This window comes from Microbacterium sp. Nx66, from assembly GCF_904066215.1.
Classification (GTDB): Bacteria; Actinomycetota; Actinomycetes; order Actinomycetales; family Microbacteriaceae; genus Microbacterium; species Microbacterium meiriae.
On sequence record NZ_LR880474.1, the window covers coordinates 1,671,119 to 1,691,391 of the forward strand.

The window sequence follows — 20,273 nt, forward strand, 5'->3', positions numbered from 1 at the left end:
GGACCAGGGAACAGTGCCGGTTCAGCCGAGGGCAGCCGCCGCGCGTCCCGCCTGACGGCCGGAGAACAGGCACCCGCCGAGGAACGTCCCCTCCAGGGCGCGGTAGCCGTGCGCGCCCCCGCCGCCGAAGCCGCTGGCCTCACCGGCGGCGAAGAGGCCAGGAATCGGTGCGCCGCCTCCGTCCAGGGCACGACCGTCGAGATCCGTGTTGATTCCGCCGAGGGACTTCCTGGTCAGCACGTGCAGCTTGACCGCGATCAGCGGTCCTGCGGAGGGATCCTGCAGCCGGTGCGGCGCCGCGGTGCGGATGAGCTTGTCCCCGCGATAGGCCCGCATCGAGCGCAGCATGCCGATCTGCGCATCCTTGCTGAAGTCGTTCGCCATCTCGCGATCGCGAGCGACCACTTCCCGGCGCACGGCATCGACGTCCAGGAGCTCCCCGCCGGGATGAGCCGCCATCTGCTCCAGCAAGGACTCCAGGTCGTTCTCGACGATGAAGTCCTCGCCCTCGTCGAGGAATGACTGCACCGGTCCCGTCGGCCCCTTCGCGAGGCGGGACTTGAGCAGCAGCGCCACATCCTTGCCGGTGAGGTCGGGGTTCTGCTCGCTGCCGGACAGCGCGAACTCCTTCTCCACGATCTGCCGCGAGGTCACGAACCAGGAGTGGTCGTGGCCCGTCCGCCGCAGGTGCTCGAGCGTGCCGAGGGTGTCGAAGCCGGGGAAGAGCGGAACGGGGAGCCGGTGTCCGGTCGCGTCGAGCCACAGCGACGACGGCCCTGGCAGGATGCGGATGCCGTGCTGCGGCCACACCGGGTTCCAGTTCGTGATGCCCTCCACGTAGTGCCACATCCGGTCGCCGTTGATGAGGCGGGCGCCGGCGGTGGCGCTCACGGCCTGCATCGAGCCGTCGACATAGGCGGGCACGCCGGAGAGCATGTGCGCCGGGGGAGTGCCGAGGCGCGGGGGCCAGGCCGCGCGGACGAGGTCGTGGTTTCCGCCGATGCCCCCCGAGGCCACGATCGTCGCCGTCGCGTCGATCTCGAAGCCGCCGATGACCTCGCGCGAGGAGGGGACGCCACGGGCGGCGCCGTCCGATGCCAGCACGGTCCCGCGAGCACCGGACACACGTCCGTCGGTGAGGATGAGTTCCTCGACGCGGTGTCGGGCCAGAACGGTCAGCCGTCCCTCGCGCTCACCCTGCTCGACGGCGGCCGCGAACGGGGCGACGATACCCGGACCGGTGCCCCAGGTGATGTGGAAGCGAGGAACAGAGTTCCCGGGCCCGAGGGCCCCGTAGCCGCCGCGCTCGGCCCATCCGACCACCGGGAAGAAGCCGACGCCGCGGGCGCGGAGCCAGGAGCGCTTCTCGCCGGCCGCGAACTGCAGGTAGGCCTCTGCCCATCGCCGTGGCCACTCGTCCTCCGGCCGATCGAACCCCGCGGTGCCGAACCAGTCCTGGGTCGCGAGTTCGAGCGAGTCGCTGATGCCGAGGCGGCGCTGCTCGGGGGAGTCCACGAGGAACAGGCCGCCGAACGACCACCACGCCTGCCCGCCGAGGTTCGTGCGGGGCTCCTGGTCGACGATGACGACGCGACGTCCGGCCTCGAGGGCTTCCGCGGCGGCCACGAGCCCCGCCAACCCCCAACCGATCACCAGGACGTCTGCGGTCGGGGGTGTCGTCGTCATGGGTTCTCCGTTGATTCCTGACGGGAGCGGGTCTCCAGGGTCGTGCGGCCCTGAGGTGCCGTACCGATACCGGACGGCTCGAATGTGTTCACCATGGCATAGGCGGCGCGCTCCAGGTAGTCCCAGAGAGTGGTTTCGTGCAACGGGGACAGCTGCGCCTCGTCCACGGCGGTGCGCATATGACGAAGCCAACGATCCCGGGCGTCGGGATCGACCCGGAACGGCATATGGCGCATCCGCAGGCGGGGGTGACCGCGGGTCTCGCCGTAGGTCGTCGGCCCGCCCCAGTACTGCTCGAGGAACAGCAGCAGCCGCTCCTCCGCCGGACCGAGGTCTTCCTCCGGGTACATGGGCTTGAGCACGGGATCGAGGGCGACCTCGCGATAGAACACCGAGACGATCTTCGCGAACGTCTCGCGGCCGCCGACCTCGTCGTAGAACGTCACTTGTCTGCACTCCCGTCGCCGCCGGTGTTCTTCTTGCGTCGCCAGATGCCGCGGTCGGGGATGACGGGCACCCCGGTGACGGCGTTGGGGCGCGTCTTCGGCGGGTTGGCGCCCCGGACGCGGCGCGCGCCCTCCAGTCCTGTGGGCACGACGTCCGCGAGACGCGGCACGTCGATCTCCTTCTCCAGCAGAGCGGCCCGGAGGCGGCGTCGGAGCTCCTGTGCCACGTCGTCCCGCGCGTTCGCCCTGGTCTTGATGACGGCCCGGACGACGAGCGCATCCCCGTCGATGGACTCGAGGCCCCACAGCTCCGGCTTCTCCACGATGCGCGTGCGCCACTTCGGGTCCTTCGCCAGTCCCTGCGCGGTCTCCAGAAGGATCTGCTCGACCTGCTCGAGGTCGGAATCCGGGGCGACACCGATGTCGACGATCGCCCGCGCCCAGCCCTGCGACATGTTCCCGATGCGGGTGACCTCGCCGTTGCGGACGTACCAGAGCGTCCCGTTCACGTCCCGCACCTGGGTCACGCGCACGCTGACGTATTCGACGACGCCGCTCGCCAGCCCGAGGTCGACGACGTCTCCGATGCCGATCTGGTCCTCGGCGACGAGGAAGATCCCGTTCAGCACGTCCTTGACGATGTTCTGGGCGCCGAAACCCAGGCCGGCGCCGACCGCTGCCGTGAGGAGGGTGAGCGATCCGAGAAGAGCGTTGTCGATCGCGTTGACGATGAGGATGATCGCGATGATGACGAGCATCACGTTCACGATGTTCTGCAGGATGGTGCCGAGCGTTCGGGTGCGCTGCACGAGGCGCATGTCCGCGAGCGGGGAGCGTTCCAGCGCCTGCGTGTCGTCGACGGCGGCCTTGTTCTTGGCGGTGTCCACGATGCGGTGCACGACGCGGGTGATCACCCGGCGCAGCACGAGCGCGATGAGGACGCAGGCGCCGATGATCATCGCGATCTGGAGGAGCTTGCCGCCGACCGTGGTCAGCACGGCGAGCATGTCCTGCACCCACGGCGGGAGTTCGGCGGGCGTCGGCGCGGGGGTCGTCTCGGCGGAAATCAGCATCGTCTCGATGGTACCGAGCGGGCCTCTGCGCCGGCTGGAAGAGCGGCGGCAGAGGCCCGTGTCGTGTCGGTGGCGGAGGGTCAGTCCTCGGCGTCGCGGGACTGCGCTGCGAGAGCGCGCTCCACGTCCGCGAGGTTCTCCAGAACGAGACGGCGCAGCGCGGGCGGCGCGTCCTGGTGCTCGGAGAGCCATCCGCGCGTCGCGTCGCGCAGGGCGACGTCCGCGAGCGCGGTGGGGAACAGCCCGACGACCAGGTACTGGGCGATCTGGTAGGTCCGCGACTCCCACACCGGCAGGAGCATGTCGAAGTACTGCGACACGAAGGCACCGAGCACCTCGGCACCCGCCGGGTGGACGAAACCGAGGGCTGCGGAGCGGACGATCGTGTTCGGGGCGTCGTCGCGCGCGATCAGCGCGTCCCAGGCCTGCTGCTTCGCTGCGGCGTCCGGAAGAGCCGCGCGCGCCTGCGCGGCGAACTCCGCGCCCTTGGCCGTGTTGTCGGCGGCCAGCGCGGCGTCGATGGCACCGGCGTCGGTCGCACCGATCGTCGCAAGGCCGACGAGGAGCTGCCAGCTCAGGTCGGCGTCCACGTCGAGTCCGGGGAGCGTCTCCTCGCCCGAGCGCAGACGGCCGACGATGCCGGCGTGCTCCGGCGTCACCAGGTTGTTCGCGAAGGCGGTGACGAACTGGAGCTGGCTGTCGCTGCCGGCCTCCGCCGACTCGGCGAGCGCCCAGAGACCGTCGGCCACCTTGAGCCGTGCGGTTTCGCGCTCCGCCGGAGCGACGTAGAGCGTCGCGGCCGTCCGCAGCTGCGCGAGCGTGGTCCGGACCGTGGTGGACTCGGTCTCCCGACCGATGTTGCCGAGGACGAGGTCGATGTAGTCGGATGCGGGCGTCTCCGCGTCGCGGGTCTGGTCCCAGGCCGCACCCCACACGAGCGAGCGTGCGAGGGGGTCGTGGATGTCGGCGAGGTGGGCGATCGCGGTCGCGAGCGACTTCTCGTCGAGACGGATCTTCGCGTACGCGAGGTCGTCGTCGTTGAGGAGGATGAGATCGGGGCGAGCCAGGCCCTGGAGCTCGGGCACCTCGGTGCGGTCACCGTCCACGTCCACCTCGATGTGGTGGGTGCGCGTGAGTGCGCCGTCCTGCAGCGAGTAGAAGCCGATGCCGAGACGGTGCGGACGGATGGTCGGGTAGTCGGCCGGAGCCGTCTGAGTGATGGCGAAACGCGAGATCTTCCCGTTGTCGTCCTCGGCCACGACCGGCTCGAGAGTGTTGACGCCGGCCGTCTCCAGCCACTTCTTGGACCACGTGCCGAGGTCGCGACCGCTGGTGGCCTCGAGCTCGGTGAGCAGGTCGCTGAGCTCGGTGTTGCCCCAGGAGTGCTTCTGGAAGTACTGCGAGACGCCCGAGAAGAACGCCTCGATGCCGACCCAGGCGGCCAGCTGCTTCAGGACGGAGCCGCCCTTGGCGTAGGTGATCCCATCGAAGTTCACCTGCACGTCTTCGAGGTCGTTGATCTCGGCGACGATCGGGTGGGTCGAGGGGAGCTGGTCCTGGCGGTAGGCCCAGGTCTTCTCCATCGCGTTGAAGGTCGTCCAGGCCTCGGTCCACTCCGTCGCCTCGGCCGTCGCGATGGTGGACGCCCACTCCGCGAACGACTCGTTGAGCCAGAGGTCGTTCCACCACTTCATGGTGACGAGGTCGCCGAACCACATGTGGGCGAGCTCGTGCAGGATCGTGACGACGCGACGCTCCTTGACGGCGTCGGTGACCTTGCTGCGGAAGACGTACGTCTCGGTGAAGGTCACCGCTCCCGCGTTCTCCATCGCGCCCGCATTGAACTCCGGGACGAAGAGCTGGTCGTACTTGGCGAACGGGTACGGCACGCCGAACTTGGACTCGAAGTAGGCGAAGCCCTCACGGGTCTTGTCGAAGATGTAGTCGGCGTCCAGGTGCTGCCAGAGGCTCTTGCGTCCGTAGACGCCGAGCGGGATCACGCGTCCCGAGGCGCTGGTGAGCTCGGAGAAGGTGGCCTCGTACGGGCCCGCGACGAGAGCCGTGATGTAGGAGGAGATCCGGGGCGTGGGCTCGAAGCCCCAGGTGGCCGAGACTCCGTCGTCGTGGACGATGGGCTCGGGGGTGGGGGAGTTGGAGACGACCTTCCACTCCGCGGGGGCGGTCACCGTGAACTGGAAGGTGGCCTTGAGGTCGGGCTGCTCGAAGACGGCGAACACGCGACGGGAGTCGGGCACCTCGAACTGCGAGTAGAGGTACACCTCGCCGTCCACCGGGTCGACGAAGCGGTGCAGGCCCTCGCCGGTGTTGGTGTAGAGGCAGTCGGCGTCGACGACGAGGACGTTCTCCTCCTGCAGTCCGGCGAGCGCGATCCGGGAGTCTGCGAAGACCTCGCGCGGGTCGAGCTGCTCTCCGTTGAGCGAGATCTCGCGCACGTCACGGGCGATGAGGTCGATGAAGGTGAAGCTGTCGGGGGACGCGGAGAAGCGCACGACGCTCCGGGAGCCGAAGACCTCGGCGCCCTTGGTCAGATCGAGGGCGACCTCATAGGAGTGCGTGTCGACGACGTCGCGGCGCTCCTGCGCTTCGATTCGGGTGAGGTTCTCTCCAGGCAAAGCTGTACTCCCAGGGGTGAGGGGATGTAACCGGGGGTCGGCGCAGTTGGCGCCGACGGCAACCATGACAGCCTACGCCAGAGCGACGCGCGCGCCGTCGATCCTCACGGACCGGGGATAGTCACGGTCGTGCGGACGCTCGTCGTCCGCGGAGGTGGGAAGATGGAGGGGTGACCGCGATCGAGCCGAATGTCGTTCCCTTTGCCTCGCCCGCCGCTGCCGGCGGCGACCCCTATGTGACCACGCCCGTCGCCTACGACGCCATCCTCTTGGCGAGCTTCGGCGGCCCGGAGGGCCAGGAGGACGTGATCCCCTTCCTCCGGAACGTGACGCGCGGTCGGGGCATCCCGGATGAGCGTCTGGAGGAGGTCGCGCACCACTACCGTCACTTCGGCGGGGTGAGCCCGATCAACGGCCAGAACCGTGTGCTCAAGGACGCGCTGGAGAAGGCGCTCGTGGCCCGGGGGATCGACCTCCCCGTGTACTGGGGCAACCGCAACTGGGGTCCGTACCTGGAGGACGTGCTGCCCGAGGCGTCCGCGAACGGTCACACCACCCTCCTCGCCTTCGCCACGAGCGCGTACAGCTCGTTCTCCAGCTGCCGCCAGTACCGCGAGGACTTCGCTCGCGTGCTGACGGACACCGGCCTCGGCGAGACGGTCACCATCGACAAGATCCGTCCCTTCTACGACCACCCCGGCTTCGTCGAGGCCTTCGAGGCGGGCGTGCGGGAGTCGGTGCAGGGCTATCTCGACCAGGGCTTCGCGCCGACCGAGATCCAGGTCCTCTTCTCCACGCACAGCATCCCGACGGCTGACGCCGAGCGCTCCGGTGCCAGGGACATCGAGTGGGGCGAGGGTGGGGCCTACGCCGCGCAGCACCTCGCCGTGTCGGAGTGGACGATGGGGCAGGTACGGGCCGCCATCCCGGGAGCCGCCGACGTGCCCTGGGAGCTCGTCTACCAGTCGCGTTCCGGCCCCGCGTCGCAGCCCTGGCTGGAGCCCGACGTCTGCGACGTGATCGCGGGGCTCCCAGCGCGCGGCCGCAAGGCGGTCATCGTGGTCCCCGTCGGCTTCATGAGCGACCACATGGAGGTCCTCTGGGATCTCGACACCGAGGCCGCCGAAGCCGCGGAGGAGGCGGGCCTCGCCTTCGTCCGCACGCCGACGCCCGGTGTCCGCGCGGCGTTCGTGGAGGGCATCGTCGACCTCATCGAGGAGCGCCTGCAGGGTCGCCCGAACGCGGAGCGTCCGCACGTCACCGATCTGCCCGGCGCGTTCGACGTCTGCCGTCCCGGGTGCTGCGAGAACGTGCGCGCGGGGTTCAAGCCCGCGGCGGCCGGCATCGCCCCCTGAGTCGCGGACACCGGATCCTAGGATGGACACCATGCGCATCCACATCGCCACCGATCACGCCGGACTCGAGTTCTCGACCCAGCTGCAGGAGCACCTCCGCGCCGCGGGTCACGAGGTGATCGACCACGGTCCGGTGGAGTACGACGCGCTCGACGACTACCCCGCCTTCTGCATCCGGGCGGCGCAGGCCGTCGTCGTCGATCAGGCGACAGGGGTGCCGGCGCTCGGCGTCGTCTTCGGCGGCTCGGGCAACGGCGAGCAGATCGCGGCGAACAAGGTCGCCGGCGTCCGCGCAGCCCTCGTCTGGAACCTGTCCACGGCCGAGCTCGCGCGCGAGCACAACGACGCGAACGTCATCGCCATCGGAGCTCGCCAGCACACCTACGACGAGGTCACGGCCTTCATCGACCGGTTCATCGCGACGCCGTTCTCGGGCGACGAGCGTCACGTCCGCCGGATCGGCCAGATCGCCGACTTCGAGCGGGACGGCTCGCTCCTCCCGGACCCTCGGGCCTGATATGCCCGAAGGACATTCCGTCCACCGCATCGCGCGGCAGTTCGATCGCAACTTCGTCGGCAAGACGATGAGCGCCTCCAGCCCGCAGGGACGATTCGCCGAGGGCGCCGCCGTGCTCGACGGACGCCAGGCCGTGAGCGTGCAGGCCGTGGGCAAGCAGATGTTCCTCGAAGCGGAGGGCGACCTCTGGCTGCGTGTGCACCTCGGCCTCTACGGCGCGTGGGACTTCGCGGGGGAGATCCTCGTCGATCCCACCATCGCGTCGGCCAACGGCCGGATGGGACAGACAAATCAGCGCGGCACCACTCTCGACGAGGCGATCCTCGACGATGCGGGGGAGAACTCGCTCGCCTCGATCGGGGCCCCGCGGCGCGCCAGGGTCCACGTGCGGATGTCCGAGCAGACCAAGGGCCTGACCGACGAGATCGACGAATGGCCGCCGCCCGTGGTGGGTCAGGTGCGGCTGCGCCTCATGACCGACATCACGGTGGCCGACCTGCGCGGTCCCACCGCGTGCGTGCTGCAGACGCCGGAGGAGATGCTGGCGACCGTGGCCAAGCTCGGCCCCGATCCGCTCGTCGGCGATCCGGCGGAGAACGAGGAGCGGTTCGTCCGCGCCGTGCGGAAGAAGCCGACCCCGATCGCGCTGCTGCTGATGGACCAGGCGGTCGTCAGCGGCATCGGCAACGTGTACCGCGCCGAGATGCTCTACCGGCAGCGGCTGAACCCGCACACGCCGGGCCGCGACGTCCCGGAGGATGTCGTCAGGGCGCTCTGGCACGACTGGGTGCGGCTGCTGGCCATCGGTGTGGAGACCGGTCAGATGATGACCATGGACGGACTGTCTCCTGAGCAGTACCGCGCCGCGATGGCCAGCCGCGACGACCGCCACTGGGTCTACCACCGCGCCGGCCTACCGTGCCGGGTGTGCGGGACCGAGATCGCCCTGGAGGAGATCGGCGCCCGCAAGCTGTACTGGTGCCCGCGCTGTCAGGCCTGAGGGCGGGATCCCCGAGGCTTCCGCCGCTCTAGGCTGGGATCCATGCGACAGAATCCGAGCTTCACGCTCGCCGATGTGGCCGAGATCCGCCGCGTCATCGACGCCAACCCGTGGGCGACGGTGGTGAGTGCGCCTGAGGATGGTCTGGTCGCCTCGCACTATGCCGTCCTCCTCGACGACGACCGCGATGATCTGACGGTCGTGGGGCACGTGGGCCGCCCGGACGACGCCATCCACGGCCTGGGGCACAGGGAGATCCTGCTTGCCTTCCAAGGGCCGCACGGGTACGTCTCGCCGGGCTGGTACGGCGACGCCCCCGCGGTCCCCACCTGGAACTACACCGCGGTGCACCTGTCGGGCGTTCCCGAGATCCTCAGCACCGCGGAGAACCTCCGTGTGCTCGATGCCCTCGTCGCGCGGTTCGAGTCGCGCCTGCCCGACCCGCGCCTGATGTGGGAGCGTCCGAACGACGCGGGCTTCATCGAGAGACTCGAATCCGGAACGGTCGGCTTCCGCCTCACCCCGACGAAGGTCGTCGCCAAGCGGAAGCTGAGCCAGAACAAGCCGGCGGAGACCATCGAGGCGGTGATCGCGGCGCTGCACGCCGAAGGGCCGTACGAGAACGCCGCCCTCGCCGCGGAGATGCGTCGTGCACAGGACGCACGGACGGGTGGCGGGGCGTGAGCGCCCTCGGAGTCGAGGTCGGAACGGTCCGTGCCGTCCGCCCCGTGGGTCCGGGGCGGGAGTTCCTGCTGGACGATGAGCCGGTCGACCTCCACCTCGCCCACGGACGCATCGTCGACATCGCGCCGACCGGGGCCCTGCCGGCGCGCGGCGAGGTCATCGAAGCGGACGGTGCCTGGGCGGTCCCCGGGCTGTGGGACAACCACGTGCACACCGTGCAGTGGGCTCTGGCGGCGGAGCGCGTGCCCTTGGACGAGGCGGACTCGGCCGCAGCGGCCGCGAGACTGATGCGCGACGCTCCGGTCCTCCCCGACGGAAGACGGATCGGCACGGGGTTCCGGGACGCGCTGTGGCCTGATCGGCCATCCGTGGCCGCGCTCGATGCCGAAACCGGCGTCGTGCCGACCTACCTGATCAACGCGGACGTGCACAGCGTCTGGCTGAACTCGGCGGCCTTGGCGCGCGAGGGCTTCCGCGGAGACGACGGTCTGCTCCGCGAGGAGGACGCGTTCGAGATCTCCCGCCGCCTGAATGCCGTCGACCCTGCCCACAGCGATGAGGCGGTCATCCGTGCGGGGGCGGCGGCCGCAGCGCGTGGCGTGACCGGTCTGGTCGACTTCGACATGGCGTGGAACGCCGATGCCTGGCCGCGACGGATCCTCGCGGGCTTCTCCGCGCACCGTGTCGAGTTCGCGTTCTATCGGGCGGATCTCGATCGGGCGATCACCGCGGGCCTCCGCACGGGGGAGCGCCTTGGGGTGTCGGATCCGACCGGGCTGGTCGGATCCCTCGTGCGGGTCGGGTCGTTGAAAATCATCAGCGACGGCTCGCTCGGCACCCGTACCGCGGCCTGCTCACATTCCTACCCCGGCGACCCCGCGAACTACGGGGTGCTGACGGTACCTCCGGACGAACTCACGGCGCTGCTGACCACTGCGGCGGGAGCCGGGATCGAGGTCGCCGTGCACGCGATCGGCGATCGCGCCGTGACGGCGGCCCTCGACGCCTTCGGCGCTTCCGGGGCCACGGGGTCGATGGAGCACGCGCAACTGGTGCGGCACGCGGATCTGGCTCGATTCGCCCGGCTCGGGGTGCGCGCGAGCGTCCAACCCCAGCATGCGGTGGACGACCGCGACCTGGTCGAGCACCACTGGGCCGGTCAGACGGCCATCGGCTATCCGCTCGCTTCGCTGCGGGCGGCAGGCGCGGAGGTGCGCTTCGGGTCCGACGCGCCGGTCGCCCCGCTCGACCCCTGGCACGCGATCTCCGCGGCCGTCTGGCGGACTGACGACGACCGTGCTGCCTGGCATCCGGAGGAGCGGCTGACGCTGGAGCAGGCGCTCGAAGCGAGTGTCCGCACATCTCTCCGTCCCGGTCAGAGCGCCGACATCGTGATCCTCGGGAGGGATCCTCGCACCGCTGATGCTGCGGGGCTCCGGACGATGCCCGTCACCACGACGCTGCTCGGCGGCCGCCTCACGCACGTCGCCTGAGGCGGCGCGCACACGACGAAGGGCGGCCCCGTATCGGAGCCGCCCTTCGTCGTGAACGTGGTGTCAGGCCGCGATGTGCGACACGAGGAACCAGCGGTCCTTCTCGAGGCCGCGCTGGATCTCGATCGCCACATCCTGGCTCGTGAGGTCGACCTCGTCGAGGCCTTCCACAGCTGCCTTCACATCGACGAGGATCGCGTCGATGTCGGCGATCACGGCGCGGATCAGCTCGTCCGACTGCGCGAAGCCGGCCGGAACGCCGGTGGCGCCGGCCTTCTCGGCGACGGCGTTCACACGCGCGTCGATCGGGAGGCCCAGAGCGACGATGCGCTCGGCGGCGGTGTCGGCGAAGTCACCGGCGTGGGCGACGATCGTGTCGAGCAGCTCGTGCACGCCGACGAAGTTGGCACCGCGGACGTGCCAGTGCGCCTGCTTGCCGTTGACGGTCAGCGCCTGGAGACCGAGGACGACGGGGGAGAGGAACTGCGCCGCACCGGCGGCGACAGTCGGGTCGATGGCGGTGGTGGAAACGGTCTGGGCCTTGCTCATCTTGTGCTCCTCCGAATGAAGTTCTCTGACTGACGAGTACAACGCTACTCAGCCTCAGACATTCCGCAAGGAAGCTGAGGCTCCACTCACTTCCGCGTGATTCCGGGGGAGTGAGGGTAGTCTCGCCTCATGAGCATCGCTGCCGGAGCTTCCATCCTCGCCCTCCCGGATCGCATCCCCGAGCTCGACGACACGGCCTTCGTCGCGGACGGCGCCCGCATCGTGGGCGCGGTCTCCCTCGGACCCGGTGCGAGCGTCTGGTACAACGCCGTGCTCCGCGGTGACTCGGCGCCCATCATCATCGGTCCGGGCAGCAACGTCCAGGACAACGTGTCGATCCACGTCGACGCCGGGCATCCCGTCGTCGTCGGCTCCCAGGTGTCCATAGGCCATAACGCGGTGGTGCACGGCTGCACGATCGGTGACGGCTCTCTCATCGGCATGGGGGCCGTCGTCCTCAGCGGTGCCGTGATCGGAGAGGGCTGCCTGATCGCCGGCGGAGCCGTGGTGCTCGGCGGGACCGAGGTGCCGCCGGGTTCCCTGGTCGCCGGTGTTCCCGCGAAGGTGCGCAGGGCGCTGTCGGACGACGAGCGTGCCTCTCTGGTGGCGAACGCGGCGATCTACCTGGAGCACGCGGCGACGCACGTCCGCGCAACGGAAGCGTAAGGCCCTGCCCCGCTAGGCTGGGCGGTACGGGGCGGTGGCCAAGCTGGTTAAGGCAGTGGGCTCATAACCCAACGATCGTCGGTTCAAGTCCGACCCGCCCTACTACCCGTCTCGTCCGTCGTAATCGTCGCCGCGTTCTCCCGTCTCTCCTCTGGAGGTCTCGACGCCCGTCAGCCTCCGGATCGGAGCAGGAGCCATGACGACCACGAATGTGCCGAACGCGGAGACCCGTCGTCGGATCGAGGACGTGGGGCAGATCGCGTTGCGTCTCGCGATCGCGGCGAGTTTCGCCCTCGCCGTCGCCGACCGCTTCGGGCTCCTCGGCGGCCCGGGGGCTGATGGCGTGTCGTGGGGATCGTGGACGATCTTCCGTGCGTACACGGCGCAGCTCGTCCCTGTCTCCGTCGACCTGGTGGTGGACACGGCGGCCGTGCTGGCGACGGCTCTGGAGACCGTCCTCGCTCTGCTGCTGGCCGTCGGGCTGTGGACCCGGCTCGCGGCGGGAGTCGCCGCGCTGCTCACGGTGACGTTCGGCGTGACGATGCTCGTCTTCCTCGGACCGCTTGCGCCGTTCCGATACCCGGTCTTCGTCTTCACGGCCGCCGCGATCCTGCTCGCGGGGCTGAAGCGCTACCGGTGGAGCATCGATGCGCTGCGAAAGGAGGTGCCGGGAGCGGGGAGAGACAACGATGCCCCCGGCACCAGGTAGACGGCGAATGCCTCTACAGACGGACGGACGCGTCGGAAGGGGAAGCGATCCGTCACAGGAGAGATGACGAGGTGACCGTTTCATGACGCCTTTTCCGCAGGATCACGGCATATTGCGTGTGCCGCGAGAAACCCGTTCGGCCGAACCGCGTAACAGAACGTGCCGTTCTGCATCCCTTCCTGGGGACATCACTCGCGCGGAAGAAGCCAAATGCGCGAGTTCATCGATCATCTGGGGAGTCGAAAGTGCCAGTCATTCAGCATGCAATCAGATCGGGCGCGCGGGGAACGCGCCTGACGACGTTCGTGGGTGCTCTGCTCGCGATCTGTCTGGCGGCCCTGGCGGCCGTCATCGCGACGCCGGCCACGGCCCGCGCTGCGGAGGTCGCGGGGATCACCTCGTTGACCATCACCGAACCCACCGACCAGATCAAGGTCTGGGACCGGATCGCGTTCGAAGCGACCTGGGCAGTGCCGGACACGGCGACCGCGGGAGACACGTTCCGCCTCGCCTTCCCGACGAGCCCGAGCCTGACCGGGGTGCGGGATTCCTTCGCCCTGACGGCGCCGGATGGCCAGACCGTCGGAACGTGCGAGGTGTCGACCGGTGAGCTCGTGTGCACGCTCACGGACTACGTGGACAGCCACACCGACGTCAGCGGCACCCTGCACTTCCGCGCCAGGGCGGACGAGGAGACCACACTGACGGAGATCCCGTTCACGACGGGCGGCGGAACCGTCGTCCCGGTCGACGTTCCCGGCGGGATCGGGCCGGTCCCGGAGTTCCCGGCGCCGACGACCCCGACCAAGTGGGGCGACGTGACGCTCGACGGTCGGAACATCGCGTGGGGCGTGAACATCCCGTCATCCGCGCTGGCCGGGGAGGCCCCGACGCTCACCGACACGTTCACGGCCGGCCTCGTGCTCGATCCCGCCTCCGTCACCGTGGCGTACGTGCTCGCGAAGGACTGGGCGGGAGGCAAGTACACCGTGTCGACCGGGCTGCAGTCGGGCAGCGACTTCACCGTCACGGAGGTCAGCTCCGAGTCGTTCACTGTGACGGTGGACGCGCCGATCGTCGCCGACGCGATCTACGTGCTCCGGTACAAGACCGCACTGCCGGCCGACGTCCGTCCCGATGATGCATTCCACAACACCGTGACCGGCTCCCGGTGGGTCGCCGAGAGCACGCCGGTCATCTACTCGCAGGGTGGGGGAGACGGCGAGGGGGTGATTCCGGTCGGCGGGTTCACGGTGACCAAGACGCTCAGCGGTCCGGGGGCGGCTCTGGTGCCCGACGATCGCGAGTTCCGGGTGGCCTACTCGTATCAGCGCGCAGGACAGACGGTGGAGGGCGAGCTCGCCTTGCGATCCGGACAGACCGATGGTCTGAAGGATCTGCCGGCGGGCACGGTCGTCACCCTGTCTGAGATCACGCCGGCGGACGTCGACGGCGTGACCTGGCAGGCGCCGGTCTTCTCCGGCACCGGTGTCGCGATCACCGATGGCGGCGCCACCATCACCATCGCACGGGGCGCGACGGTCGCGGTGACGCTCACCAACCCGACGACGGTCACGCCGCCGCCGGTCGGGGGCTTCACGGTGACCAAGAAGGTCACGGGGGCGGGGGCCTCCCTCGTCCCCGCGCACCAGACCTTCACCGTGGCGTACTCGTACGAGCTCGCGGGGCAGCCCGTCCGCGGTGAACTCACGCTCCGCGCCGGGGAGAGCGAGGGGCTCGCGGATCTGCCGGTGGGTACTGTCGTCACGCTCCGCGAGAAAGCGCCGAGCGCCGTGGAGGGCGTCACGTGGAAGAGCCCGCGCTTCACCGGCGCAGGAGTCGACGTCGGCGACGACGGCGCGACGCTCACGATCTCCGAAGGCGCGACGGTCGGGGTGGTACTCACCAACGAGACCGCCGTCACTCCGCCGCCCCCTCCGGGTGGTGAGCTCGCCCTGACCGGATCCGAGGGACCCGCCGTCCCGTTCGCCCTGGGAGCGCTGCTGCTGCTTGCGGGACTGACAGCGCTCGGCGTCCGCCATCGGGTGGCGGGTCGCGTCGGTGATTGAGGACTAGGAGAGGCCAGGCAGATCGATCGCGCGACGACTTCTTCGTCGTCGCGTGATCGATCGTGCCATTCGGCGTCTAGTGGTCGTCGAGGAGTTTCCCTCGACGACCACGCCGACGCCGCAGCGCGTCGGAGAAAGGCATCTCTCATGAACAAGACGCTCATTGCCCGTGCCTCTGCCGCCCTCGGCGTCGCGGCCGCTCTTTCGCTCGGTGGAGCGACGCTCGCTCCCGCCGCTCACGCGGAGGCGACACCTGCGGACCCGGCCGTGTCGAAGCCGCTGAGCACGGGCGTGCTCGCGCAGCGCGTCGGGCCTGCCTGTCTCTTCTTCCAGTACACGTTCAACATGAGCCCGACCGATCCCCAGGTGGGGGGCACCGTGACGTACACCATGCAGTTCCTCAACAACGGCGAGGTGGACTCCACGAAGAGCGCGCTCACGTTCCGCCTGGACGGCCTCCTCGACGACTCGACCTGGGCAGCGTCGACGCTGGAAGCGACCTCCGGCCGCCCTTCCGCGGCGGAGAACGCCGTCACGTGGAACGGGCCGCTCGACGCCGGAGACGATGTCGTGCTGCGCTTCAGCGGCGTGTGGACGGGCGAAGGCGATGGCCTCGCGTTCCCGCGGGTCGAGTCCTACGGCTACGTGAGGTGAAAGCGGGGCAGAGTCCTGTTTTCCACGGTATCCGCGGCGACGTGGCGCGCTCGTCGTCGAGAGGCTGAACGGACACCGACCGAAAGGCAGCCATGCAGCTCTCCACGGATTCCGAAGCCATCGTCCGCGCCACCGCCGGCGTCGTCGCCTCACACGCCGACGAGATCACCACCCTGTTCTATCGGCGCATGTTCGAGGCGCATCCGGAGCTGTTGAACGTCTTCAACCGCGCGCACCAGGCGCAGGGCGATCAGCCCAAGGCACTGGCGGCGTCCGTCGTGGCGTTCGCCGTCCACCTCATCGATCCCGACGCGCCGGATTTCTCCCCGGTGATGCGACGTATCGCCCACCGCCACGTCTCGCTGGGGGTGTCGGCCCGTCAGTACACGATCGTGGGCCGCTATCTCCTGGCCGCCGTCGATGAGGTCCTCGGCGAGGCGGTCACACCGGCGGTGCACGCCGCGTGGGATGAGGTGTACTGGCTCTTCGGCTGCTCGCTCATCGCGGAGGAGGCGCGGCTCTACGCCGAGGCGGGCACAGACCCGGACCACCCGTGGCGGCCGCACCGCGTCATCGAGCGGGTGGAGGAGGCCCGCGACGTCATCTCCCTCGTCCTGGAGCCGGTGGACGGTCAGCGGGCGCCCCATCGGACCGGGCAGTACGTGGCCGTCGCCGTCGACCTCCCGGACGGCACGCGCCAGCCCCGGCAGTACACGATCTCCTCGTCTGCACCCGGGGCAGCGCTGCGCGTCACCGTGAAGCGTGTGCGTGGTGTGGACGGCGCACCGGACGGTCAGGTGTCGACCTGGCTGCACGAGAACGCGCAGGTCGGTACGGTACTCGATGTCTCCCAGCCCGCCGGCGACCTGCTGCTCGACGACTCCGATGACGCGCTGGTCCTGATCTCGGCGGGAATCGGCATCACTCCCGTCGCGGCGATGGTGGACGACCTCGCACAGCGGCGTCCCGACCGGCCGGTGCACCTGTTCCATGTGGACCGGGAGCCGGACACGCACGCCCTCGTCTCTGCCGTGCGCGGTCGTGCGCAGCATCTGAGCGACGTCCGCGCCCTGACCTGGTACACGGCGGGCGTGGAGGAGGGGCCGTCGGTGCGGTCCGGCCGGATGGATCTCGCCGGCATCGACCTTCCGCCGACGGCACGCGTCTTCCTCTGCGGGCCGCTGTCGTTCATGCAAGCCGTTCGGGGCGCACTGACGGCCCGCGGGATCGCGCCGGACCGTATCGACTACGAGGTCTTCGGCCCTGACCTCTGGGCCCGGCGCCCGGAGTCCGGCGCGGCCTGAGAGTCCCGGAGACCTGAGCGTGGCCGTGTCAAGCCCCTCCTCGACGCCACGAGGTGCTGCCATGCTCCCCGAGAGCGGCACCGCGCCGCGGAACGGGAGAGACAATGAGCATCGGCAGCGGAATCGCGCTCTTCGTCATCGGAGCGATCCTCGTGTTCGCGATCAACGTCGACGTGCCGTGGGTCAACCTGGACATGGTCGGCTACATCCTCATGGGTGCCGGCGTGATCATCTTCCTCATCGGCATCGTGCTGCTCGCCCGCCGACGTCGTACGGAGACCGTGTCGCGCACGTACGTCGACCCGGCGACGGGGGAGCCCACGACCCGGCGTTCGGTCAGCTCCAGTTCGGACGAGGGCCTCTGAGCTGACCCATTCGGAAACGAGAAGGGCCGCGGGGAAACCCGCGGCCCTTCTCGTCAGACGACGTCTGCGCCTTCGAGATGTTCCTCGACGAGGGTGATGCCTCCGCTCGAGTTCGCGGAGTGCGCGAGTTCCTCGATCCAGCGACGGCTCAGCTCGGGCGTCTCGGCCTCGTCGAAGACGAACCGGAGCGGGATGGACGGGTGCAGCCACAGCGTGGAGCGGCCGGGGGCGTCGCCCTCGGGGTGGCGCCAGGAGAGGGTGAAGCTCTCGTTGCGCCGCAGCTTGGTGGCGATGACGACCTTGAGGTGCGCGAGTGCGCGGTCTTCGATCTGGATCGGCGTCTGGGTGTCGCCGTAGTACAGGCTGCCCATCGTCAGCCGACCTTCGCGCGGGAGGCGGGGGTGTTCATGGCGCTCCTTCGGAACGTGCAGGGGGAAGACGGCAGACCGCTCCCGGGGATACTTGGACTCTACCCAATTTGCGCACGACATCGTGCGCATCGCCGGGACTCGCCGTCGGGCGCGAACAGAGTATGCGCGCGGTGTCAGTCCGGCGTCACAGGGCCGCCAGGACGGGCCGATTCCCGTACGCCTCGCGATAGGCGGTGGCGAACCGGGAGACATTGCTGAAACCCCATCGGCGGGCGACGGCCGACACGGAGGCTCCCTTGCCGTGTCGCAGATCCCGATGCGCGCCATCGAGCCGAGCACGCCTCAGGGCCTCGTTCGGTGTGATGTCGAGTGCGCGGCGGAACGCATACTGCAGGCCACGCGTGGACATGTACGCGGCCGCGGCGACGTCGTCGACCGTGATCGGCAGATGTGCGTTGTCCTCGATGTACGCCAGGGCACGACGCACCGAGGCCGGTGCCGCAGAGCGCTGCGCGGGACGGTGCAGCGACTCGCTGAACGTGGTGGGGAACGCCGACATCGTCAGCAGGAGGGCGTGGCGTTCGAGTTCTGCGGCGATGAGAGGGGCGGCGCCGTCCGGTCCGAACGAGCCGTCGATATAGGAGAACATCTGCTCCCACCGCGCTCCGTCCTCCCGCGTATGCGGAGCGAGCCCGGTGGCCCGGAGCTCGAGGCGGTCGTCGCCGGTGATCTGCCTGATCGAGTCGCGCGCTGCGGTCCGATCGAACACGAGGGCCCGGACCCGGGCCACCTGATTCCATTTCGCTTCCACGCGGACGCCGTCCGTCAGCCACGGCTGGGCGGCGTCCAGTCCCTGGCGCCCCGACCAGATCCGGGCATCGGCGGCATCCACGCGGCACACCAACAGCTGATCCTCGGGCTCGGCGCGGGAGTGCACCTGGGCGGCGAGCTGGTAACGGACCAGCGACATCGAGGGTGCCTCCACCGAGCGCCAATCGAAGCGGAACCGGCGCGGGTCCACGTCCTGCAGGGTCGCCGAGGGCACGAACTGCTGCCAGGTGGTCTCCACCTGCTCGATGTCCGTGGATGTGAACTGCACCGACACTCCTTGCTGCGCCCTCTTCCGGGCGGCCGGGGCTTCTTGGACAGTAGCCCATGCCACTGACAGCACGGTGGGGATGCTCCGCGGGCCCGCGGGCGGGCCGCGCGGTCGGGGCCTCGTAGACTCGGATCATGAGTGTGCCTTCCCCGTATGCGGAGCGATTGAGCCGGATTCCGGTGCAGCGCCATGAGGTGGAGGTCCGCGGCGGATCGACGGCGTACTGGGCGTACGGTCCGGACGACGCCGAGACGACCGTCATCGCGGTCCACGGCTTCCGGGGCGAGCACCACGGTCTCGAGTCGGTCCTGGCCTTCCTGCCTGAACTCCGGGTGCTGGCTCCCGACCTCCCCGGATTCGGGGAGTCCGCGCCGTTGCCCGGTCGCCGCCACGATCTGGCGGAGTACGCGGGATGGCTCACCGACTTCACGGCGGCCACGGCACCTGGTGCCGTGATCCTTGGCCATTCGTTCGGTTCCATCGTGACCGCCGCCGCCGTCGCCGGGGGGCTGGAGACCCCGCGGCTGATCCTCGTGAACCCCATCGGCGCGCCCGCGCTGGAGGGACCGAAGGGCATCATGACCCGACTGGCGGTGCTGTACTACGCTCTCGGTGCCAAGCTTCCGCCGCGGATCGGCACCGCGCTCCTGCGCAACCGGGTGATCGTCCGTGTCATGAGCGTGACCATGGCGAAGACGCGGGATCCGGAGCTGCGTCGCTTCATCCACGACCAGCACGACACCTACTTCTCGCGGTTCTCCGACCGGGAGGTCCTGCACGACGCGTTCGTCGCGAGCGTCTCCCACGACGTCAGGGAGTTCGCGCCGTCGATCGACGTTCCCACGCTCCTGATCGCCGCCCAGAAGGACGACATCACCCCGATCGAGGCGGAGCGCGCGCTGGTCACTCTCTTCCCGGACGCGTCCCTCGTCGAGATCGCGCACGTGGGTCACCTGATCCACTACGAGACCCCGGCCGAGGCGGCCGGAGCGGTCCGTCGGTTCCTCAGGATTCCCGTCGCGCGAGGCCGATGAGTCCGGCCACCCGGAACGGGATCACCTCGCCCATCGCGAGCGAGGTCTCCGTGCGCTCCACGCCCTCGATCGAGAGGATCCGGGCGTCCGTGTCGAACAGGTGACGCGCGTCGCGGCATGCCACGCGCGCCAACAGGTCGATGGAGCCGCTCAGGCCGTGCGCCTGGACGACCTCCGGGATGCGCGCGAGCTCGTTGATGATCCGGGGAAGCTCGGTCTGGCGGACGCCGATGCTGACGAACGCCTGCAGCGGGAACCCCAGGACATCGGGGGAGAAGGCGCGCTCGTAGGAGAGGAACACGCCGCTCTGCTCCAACCGCGCCATCCGCGCCTGGATGGTGTTCCGCGACAGGCTCATGCGCTCGGCGAGAGCGACGATGGTCACGCGCGGGTCGTCGGCGAGCGCGGCGAGAAGCTCCAGGTCGATCCGGTCCAGTCCAGGCATAGTGCCAAACCCTAGCAGCACGCGGCCCGAGAAAAATGAGCAACATGCTCAATCCAGGTTGAGTTGCTTGAGCGAGGTGTTCACCGGACGTACCCTCAGACCATGCCGGTGATGACGCCGG

General features: G+C 69.5%; 20 protein-coding genes, 1 tRNA gene and 1 pseudogene. 14 read left to right on the top strand and 8 right to left on the bottom strand.

The window, feature by feature from the left end; genetic code table 11:
- Positions 1-21: 21 nt before the first annotated feature.
- From MICNX66_RS07900 to pepN, 4 genes are all read right to left on the bottom strand, one after another.
- On the bottom strand, positions 22-1,686 hold the full coding sequence (locus MICNX66_RS07900) for an FAD-binding dehydrogenase (RefSeq protein ID WP_187664028.1): 1,665 nt from the start codon (positions 1,684-1,686) through the stop codon (positions 22-24).
- Positions 1,683-2,132, bottom strand: coding sequence for a globin (locus tag MICNX66_RS07905; protein WP_187664029.1), 450 nt, complete (start codon positions 2,130-2,132; stop codon positions 1,683-1,685). The genes MICNX66_RS07900 and MICNX66_RS07905 overlap by 4 nt, the downstream gene beginning before the upstream one ends.
- Complete coding sequence (locus MICNX66_RS07910; protein ID WP_187664030.1) at positions 2,129-3,205, bottom strand: mechanosensitive ion channel family protein; 1,077 nt, start codon at positions 3,203-3,205, stop codon at positions 2,129-2,131. The genes MICNX66_RS07905 and MICNX66_RS07910 overlap by 4 nt, the downstream gene beginning before the upstream one ends.
- Before the next feature lie 80 nt (positions 3,206-3,285).
- On the bottom strand, positions 3,286-5,838 hold the full coding sequence (gene pepN, locus MICNX66_RS07915) for an aminopeptidase N (RefSeq protein WP_187664031.1): 2,553 nt from the start codon (positions 5,836-5,838) through the stop codon (positions 3,286-3,288).
- A gap of 170 nt (positions 5,839-6,008) precedes the next feature.
- Here pepN and MICNX66_RS07920 point away from each other — a divergent pair, with 170 nt between their 5' ends.
- From MICNX66_RS07920 to MICNX66_RS07940, 5 genes are read left to right on the top strand one after another with little or no spacing between them, the layout of a single operon-like run.
- A complete protein-coding gene (locus MICNX66_RS07920) occupies positions 6,009-7,193 on the top strand; it encodes a ferrochelatase (RefSeq protein ID WP_187664032.1) in 1,185 nt (394 codons plus the stop codon).
- A gap of 31 nt (positions 7,194-7,224) precedes the next feature.
- Positions 7,225-7,710: a ribose-5-phosphate isomerase gene (locus tag MICNX66_RS07925; RefSeq protein ID WP_187664033.1), complete on the top strand. Its 486-nt coding sequence runs from the start codon at positions 7,225-7,227 to the stop codon at positions 7,708-7,710.
- 1 nt (position 7,711) lies between these two features.
- Positions 7,712-8,710, top strand: a complete 999-nt coding sequence (locus tag MICNX66_RS07930; RefSeq protein WP_136052821.1) for an Fpg/Nei family DNA glycosylase — start codon at positions 7,712-7,714, stop codon at positions 8,708-8,710.
- Positions 8,711-8,752: 42 nt separating this feature from the next.
- Positions 8,753-9,394 (top strand): FMN-binding negative transcriptional regulator, encoded by a 642-nt coding sequence (locus tag MICNX66_RS07935; protein WP_187664034.1) that lies wholly within the window; start codon positions 8,753-8,755, stop codon positions 9,392-9,394.
- Positions 9,391-10,887 carry an amidohydrolase gene (locus tag MICNX66_RS07940; RefSeq protein WP_187664035.1) on the top strand — a complete coding sequence of 499 codons (1,497 nt, stop codon included), beginning with the start codon at positions 9,391-9,393 and terminating at the stop codon, positions 10,885-10,887. Before MICNX66_RS07935 ends, MICNX66_RS07940 begins: the two co-directional genes overlap by 4 nt.
- 63 nt (positions 10,888-10,950) lie before the next feature.
- Here MICNX66_RS07940 and MICNX66_RS07945 read toward each other — a convergent pair whose 3' ends face one another.
- A complete protein-coding gene (locus MICNX66_RS07945) occupies positions 10,951-11,436 on the bottom strand; it encodes a Dps family protein (protein ID WP_025103404.1) in 486 nt (161 codons plus the stop codon).
- Between the two features lie 129 nt (positions 11,437-11,565).
- Between MICNX66_RS07945 and MICNX66_RS07950 the strand changes: the two genes are divergently transcribed.
- From MICNX66_RS07950 to MICNX66_RS07980, 8 genes and pseudogenes are all read left to right on the top strand, one after another.
- The gene (locus MICNX66_RS07950) at positions 11,566-12,102 is read left to right on the top strand and encodes a gamma carbonic anhydrase family protein (RefSeq protein ID WP_187664036.1); all 537 of its coding nucleotides are present in this window, start codon (positions 11,566-11,568) and stop codon (positions 12,100-12,102) included.
- 28 nt (positions 12,103-12,130) lie between these two features.
- Positions 12,131-12,204 (top strand) — tRNA-Ile (locus MICNX66_RS07955).
- A 94-nt stretch (positions 12,205-12,298) separates the two neighbouring features.
- Positions 12,299-12,811 (top strand): DoxX family membrane protein, encoded by a 513-nt coding sequence (locus tag MICNX66_RS07960; protein WP_187664037.1) that lies wholly within the window; start codon positions 12,299-12,301, stop codon positions 12,809-12,811.
- A gap of 305 nt (positions 12,812-13,116) precedes the next feature.
- Positions 13,117-14,880 (top strand): DUF5979 domain-containing protein, encoded by a 1,764-nt coding sequence (locus MICNX66_RS07965; RefSeq protein ID WP_187664038.1) that lies wholly within the window; start codon positions 13,117-13,119, stop codon positions 14,878-14,880.
- A gap of 147 nt (positions 14,881-15,027) precedes the next feature.
- Entirely contained in the window at positions 15,028-15,534 is a 507-nt protein-coding gene (locus tag MICNX66_RS07970; protein ID WP_187664039.1) for a hypothetical protein, read from the top strand.
- Positions 15,535-15,623: 89 nt separating this feature from the next.
- A pseudogene (locus MICNX66_RS17015) lies at positions 15,624-16,001 on the top strand (globin domain-containing protein); the annotation flags it as partial.
- Between the two features lie 330 nt (positions 16,002-16,331).
- Positions 16,332-16,838: a hypothetical protein gene (locus tag MICNX66_RS17020; RefSeq protein WP_332107629.1), complete on the top strand. Its 507-nt coding sequence runs from the start codon at positions 16,332-16,334 to the stop codon at positions 16,836-16,838.
- Between the two features lie 104 nt (positions 16,839-16,942).
- Positions 16,943-17,203 carry a DUF6458 family protein gene (locus MICNX66_RS07980; RefSeq protein WP_187664041.1) on the top strand — a complete coding sequence of 87 codons (261 nt, stop codon included), beginning with the start codon at positions 16,943-16,945 and terminating at the stop codon, positions 17,201-17,203.
- 53 nt (positions 17,204-17,256) lie between these two features.
- Here MICNX66_RS07980 and MICNX66_RS07985 read toward each other — a convergent pair whose 3' ends face one another.
- Positions 17,257-17,574 carry a DUF7882 family protein gene (locus MICNX66_RS07985; RefSeq protein ID WP_060921991.1) on the bottom strand — a complete coding sequence of 106 codons (318 nt, stop codon included), beginning with the start codon at positions 17,572-17,574 and terminating at the stop codon, positions 17,257-17,259.
- Positions 17,575-17,758: 184 nt separating this feature from the next.
- Positions 17,759-18,673, bottom strand: coding sequence for a helix-turn-helix transcriptional regulator (locus MICNX66_RS07990; protein WP_187664042.1), 915 nt, complete (start codon positions 18,671-18,673; stop codon positions 17,759-17,761).
- A 134-nt stretch (positions 18,674-18,807) separates the two neighbouring features.
- On the opposite strand from MICNX66_RS07990, the gene MICNX66_RS07995 reads away from it, so the two are divergent.
- Positions 18,808-19,707, top strand: a complete 900-nt coding sequence (locus MICNX66_RS07995) for an alpha/beta fold hydrolase (RefSeq protein WP_187664043.1) — start codon at positions 18,808-18,810, stop codon at positions 19,705-19,707.
- On the opposite strand, the gene MICNX66_RS08000 is transcribed toward MICNX66_RS07995, so the two are convergent.
- Positions 19,679-20,152, bottom strand: a complete 474-nt coding sequence (locus tag MICNX66_RS08000; RefSeq protein WP_025103414.1) for an Lrp/AsnC family transcriptional regulator — start codon at positions 20,150-20,152, stop codon at positions 19,679-19,681. The genes MICNX66_RS07995 and MICNX66_RS08000 overlap by 29 nt on opposite strands.
- Between the last annotated feature and the right edge of the window lie 121 nt (positions 20,153-20,273).

What these genes read in the sequence shown, in the direction of transcription:
- MICNX66_RS07945 (WP_025103404.1), bottom strand. Translation starts at nt 11,436, where the DNA reads ATGAGCAAGGCCCAGACCGTTTCCACCACCGCCATCGACCCGACTGTC.
- MICNX66_RS07950 (WP_187664036.1), top strand. Translation starts at nt 11,566, where the DNA reads ATGAGCATCGCTGCCGGAGCTTCCATCCTCGCCCTCCCGGATCGCATC.
- MICNX66_RS07960 (WP_187664037.1), top strand. Translation starts at nt 12,299, where the DNA reads ATGACGACCACGAATGTGCCGAACGCGGAGACCCGTCGTCGGATCGAG.
- MICNX66_RS08000 (WP_025103414.1), bottom strand. Translation starts at nt 20,152, where the DNA reads ATGCCTGGACTGGACCGGATCGACCTGGAGCTTCTCGCCGCGCTCGCC.
- MICNX66_RS07900 (WP_187664028.1), bottom strand. Translation starts at nt 1,686, where the DNA reads ATGACGACGACACCCCCGACCGCAGACGTCCTGGTGATCGGTTGGGGG.
- MICNX66_RS07925 (WP_187664033.1), top strand. Translation starts at nt 7,225, where the DNA reads ATGCGCATCCACATCGCCACCGATCACGCCGGACTCGAGTTCTCGACC.
- MICNX66_RS07970 (WP_187664039.1), top strand. Translation starts at nt 15,028, where the DNA reads ATGAACAAGACGCTCATTGCCCGTGCCTCTGCCGCCCTCGGCGTCGCG.
- MICNX66_RS07980 (WP_187664041.1), top strand. Translation starts at nt 16,943, where the DNA reads ATGAGCATCGGCAGCGGAATCGCGCTCTTCGTCATCGGAGCGATCCTC.
- MICNX66_RS07995 (WP_187664043.1), top strand. Translation starts at nt 18,808, where the DNA reads ATGAGTGTGCCTTCCCCGTATGCGGAGCGATTGAGCCGGATTCCGGTG.
- MICNX66_RS07910 (WP_187664030.1), bottom strand. Translation starts at nt 3,205, where the DNA reads ATGCTGATTTCCGCCGAGACGACCCCCGCGCCGACGCCCGCCGAACTC.
- MICNX66_RS07930 (WP_136052821.1), top strand. Translation starts at nt 7,712, where the DNA reads ATGCCCGAAGGACATTCCGTCCACCGCATCGCGCGGCAGTTCGATCGC.
- MICNX66_RS07935 (WP_187664034.1), top strand. Translation starts at nt 8,753, where the DNA reads ATGCGACAGAATCCGAGCTTCACGCTCGCCGATGTGGCCGAGATCCGC.
- MICNX66_RS07985 (WP_060921991.1), bottom strand. Translation starts at nt 17,574, where the DNA reads ATGGGCAGCCTGTACTACGGCGACACCCAGACGCCGATCCAGATCGAA.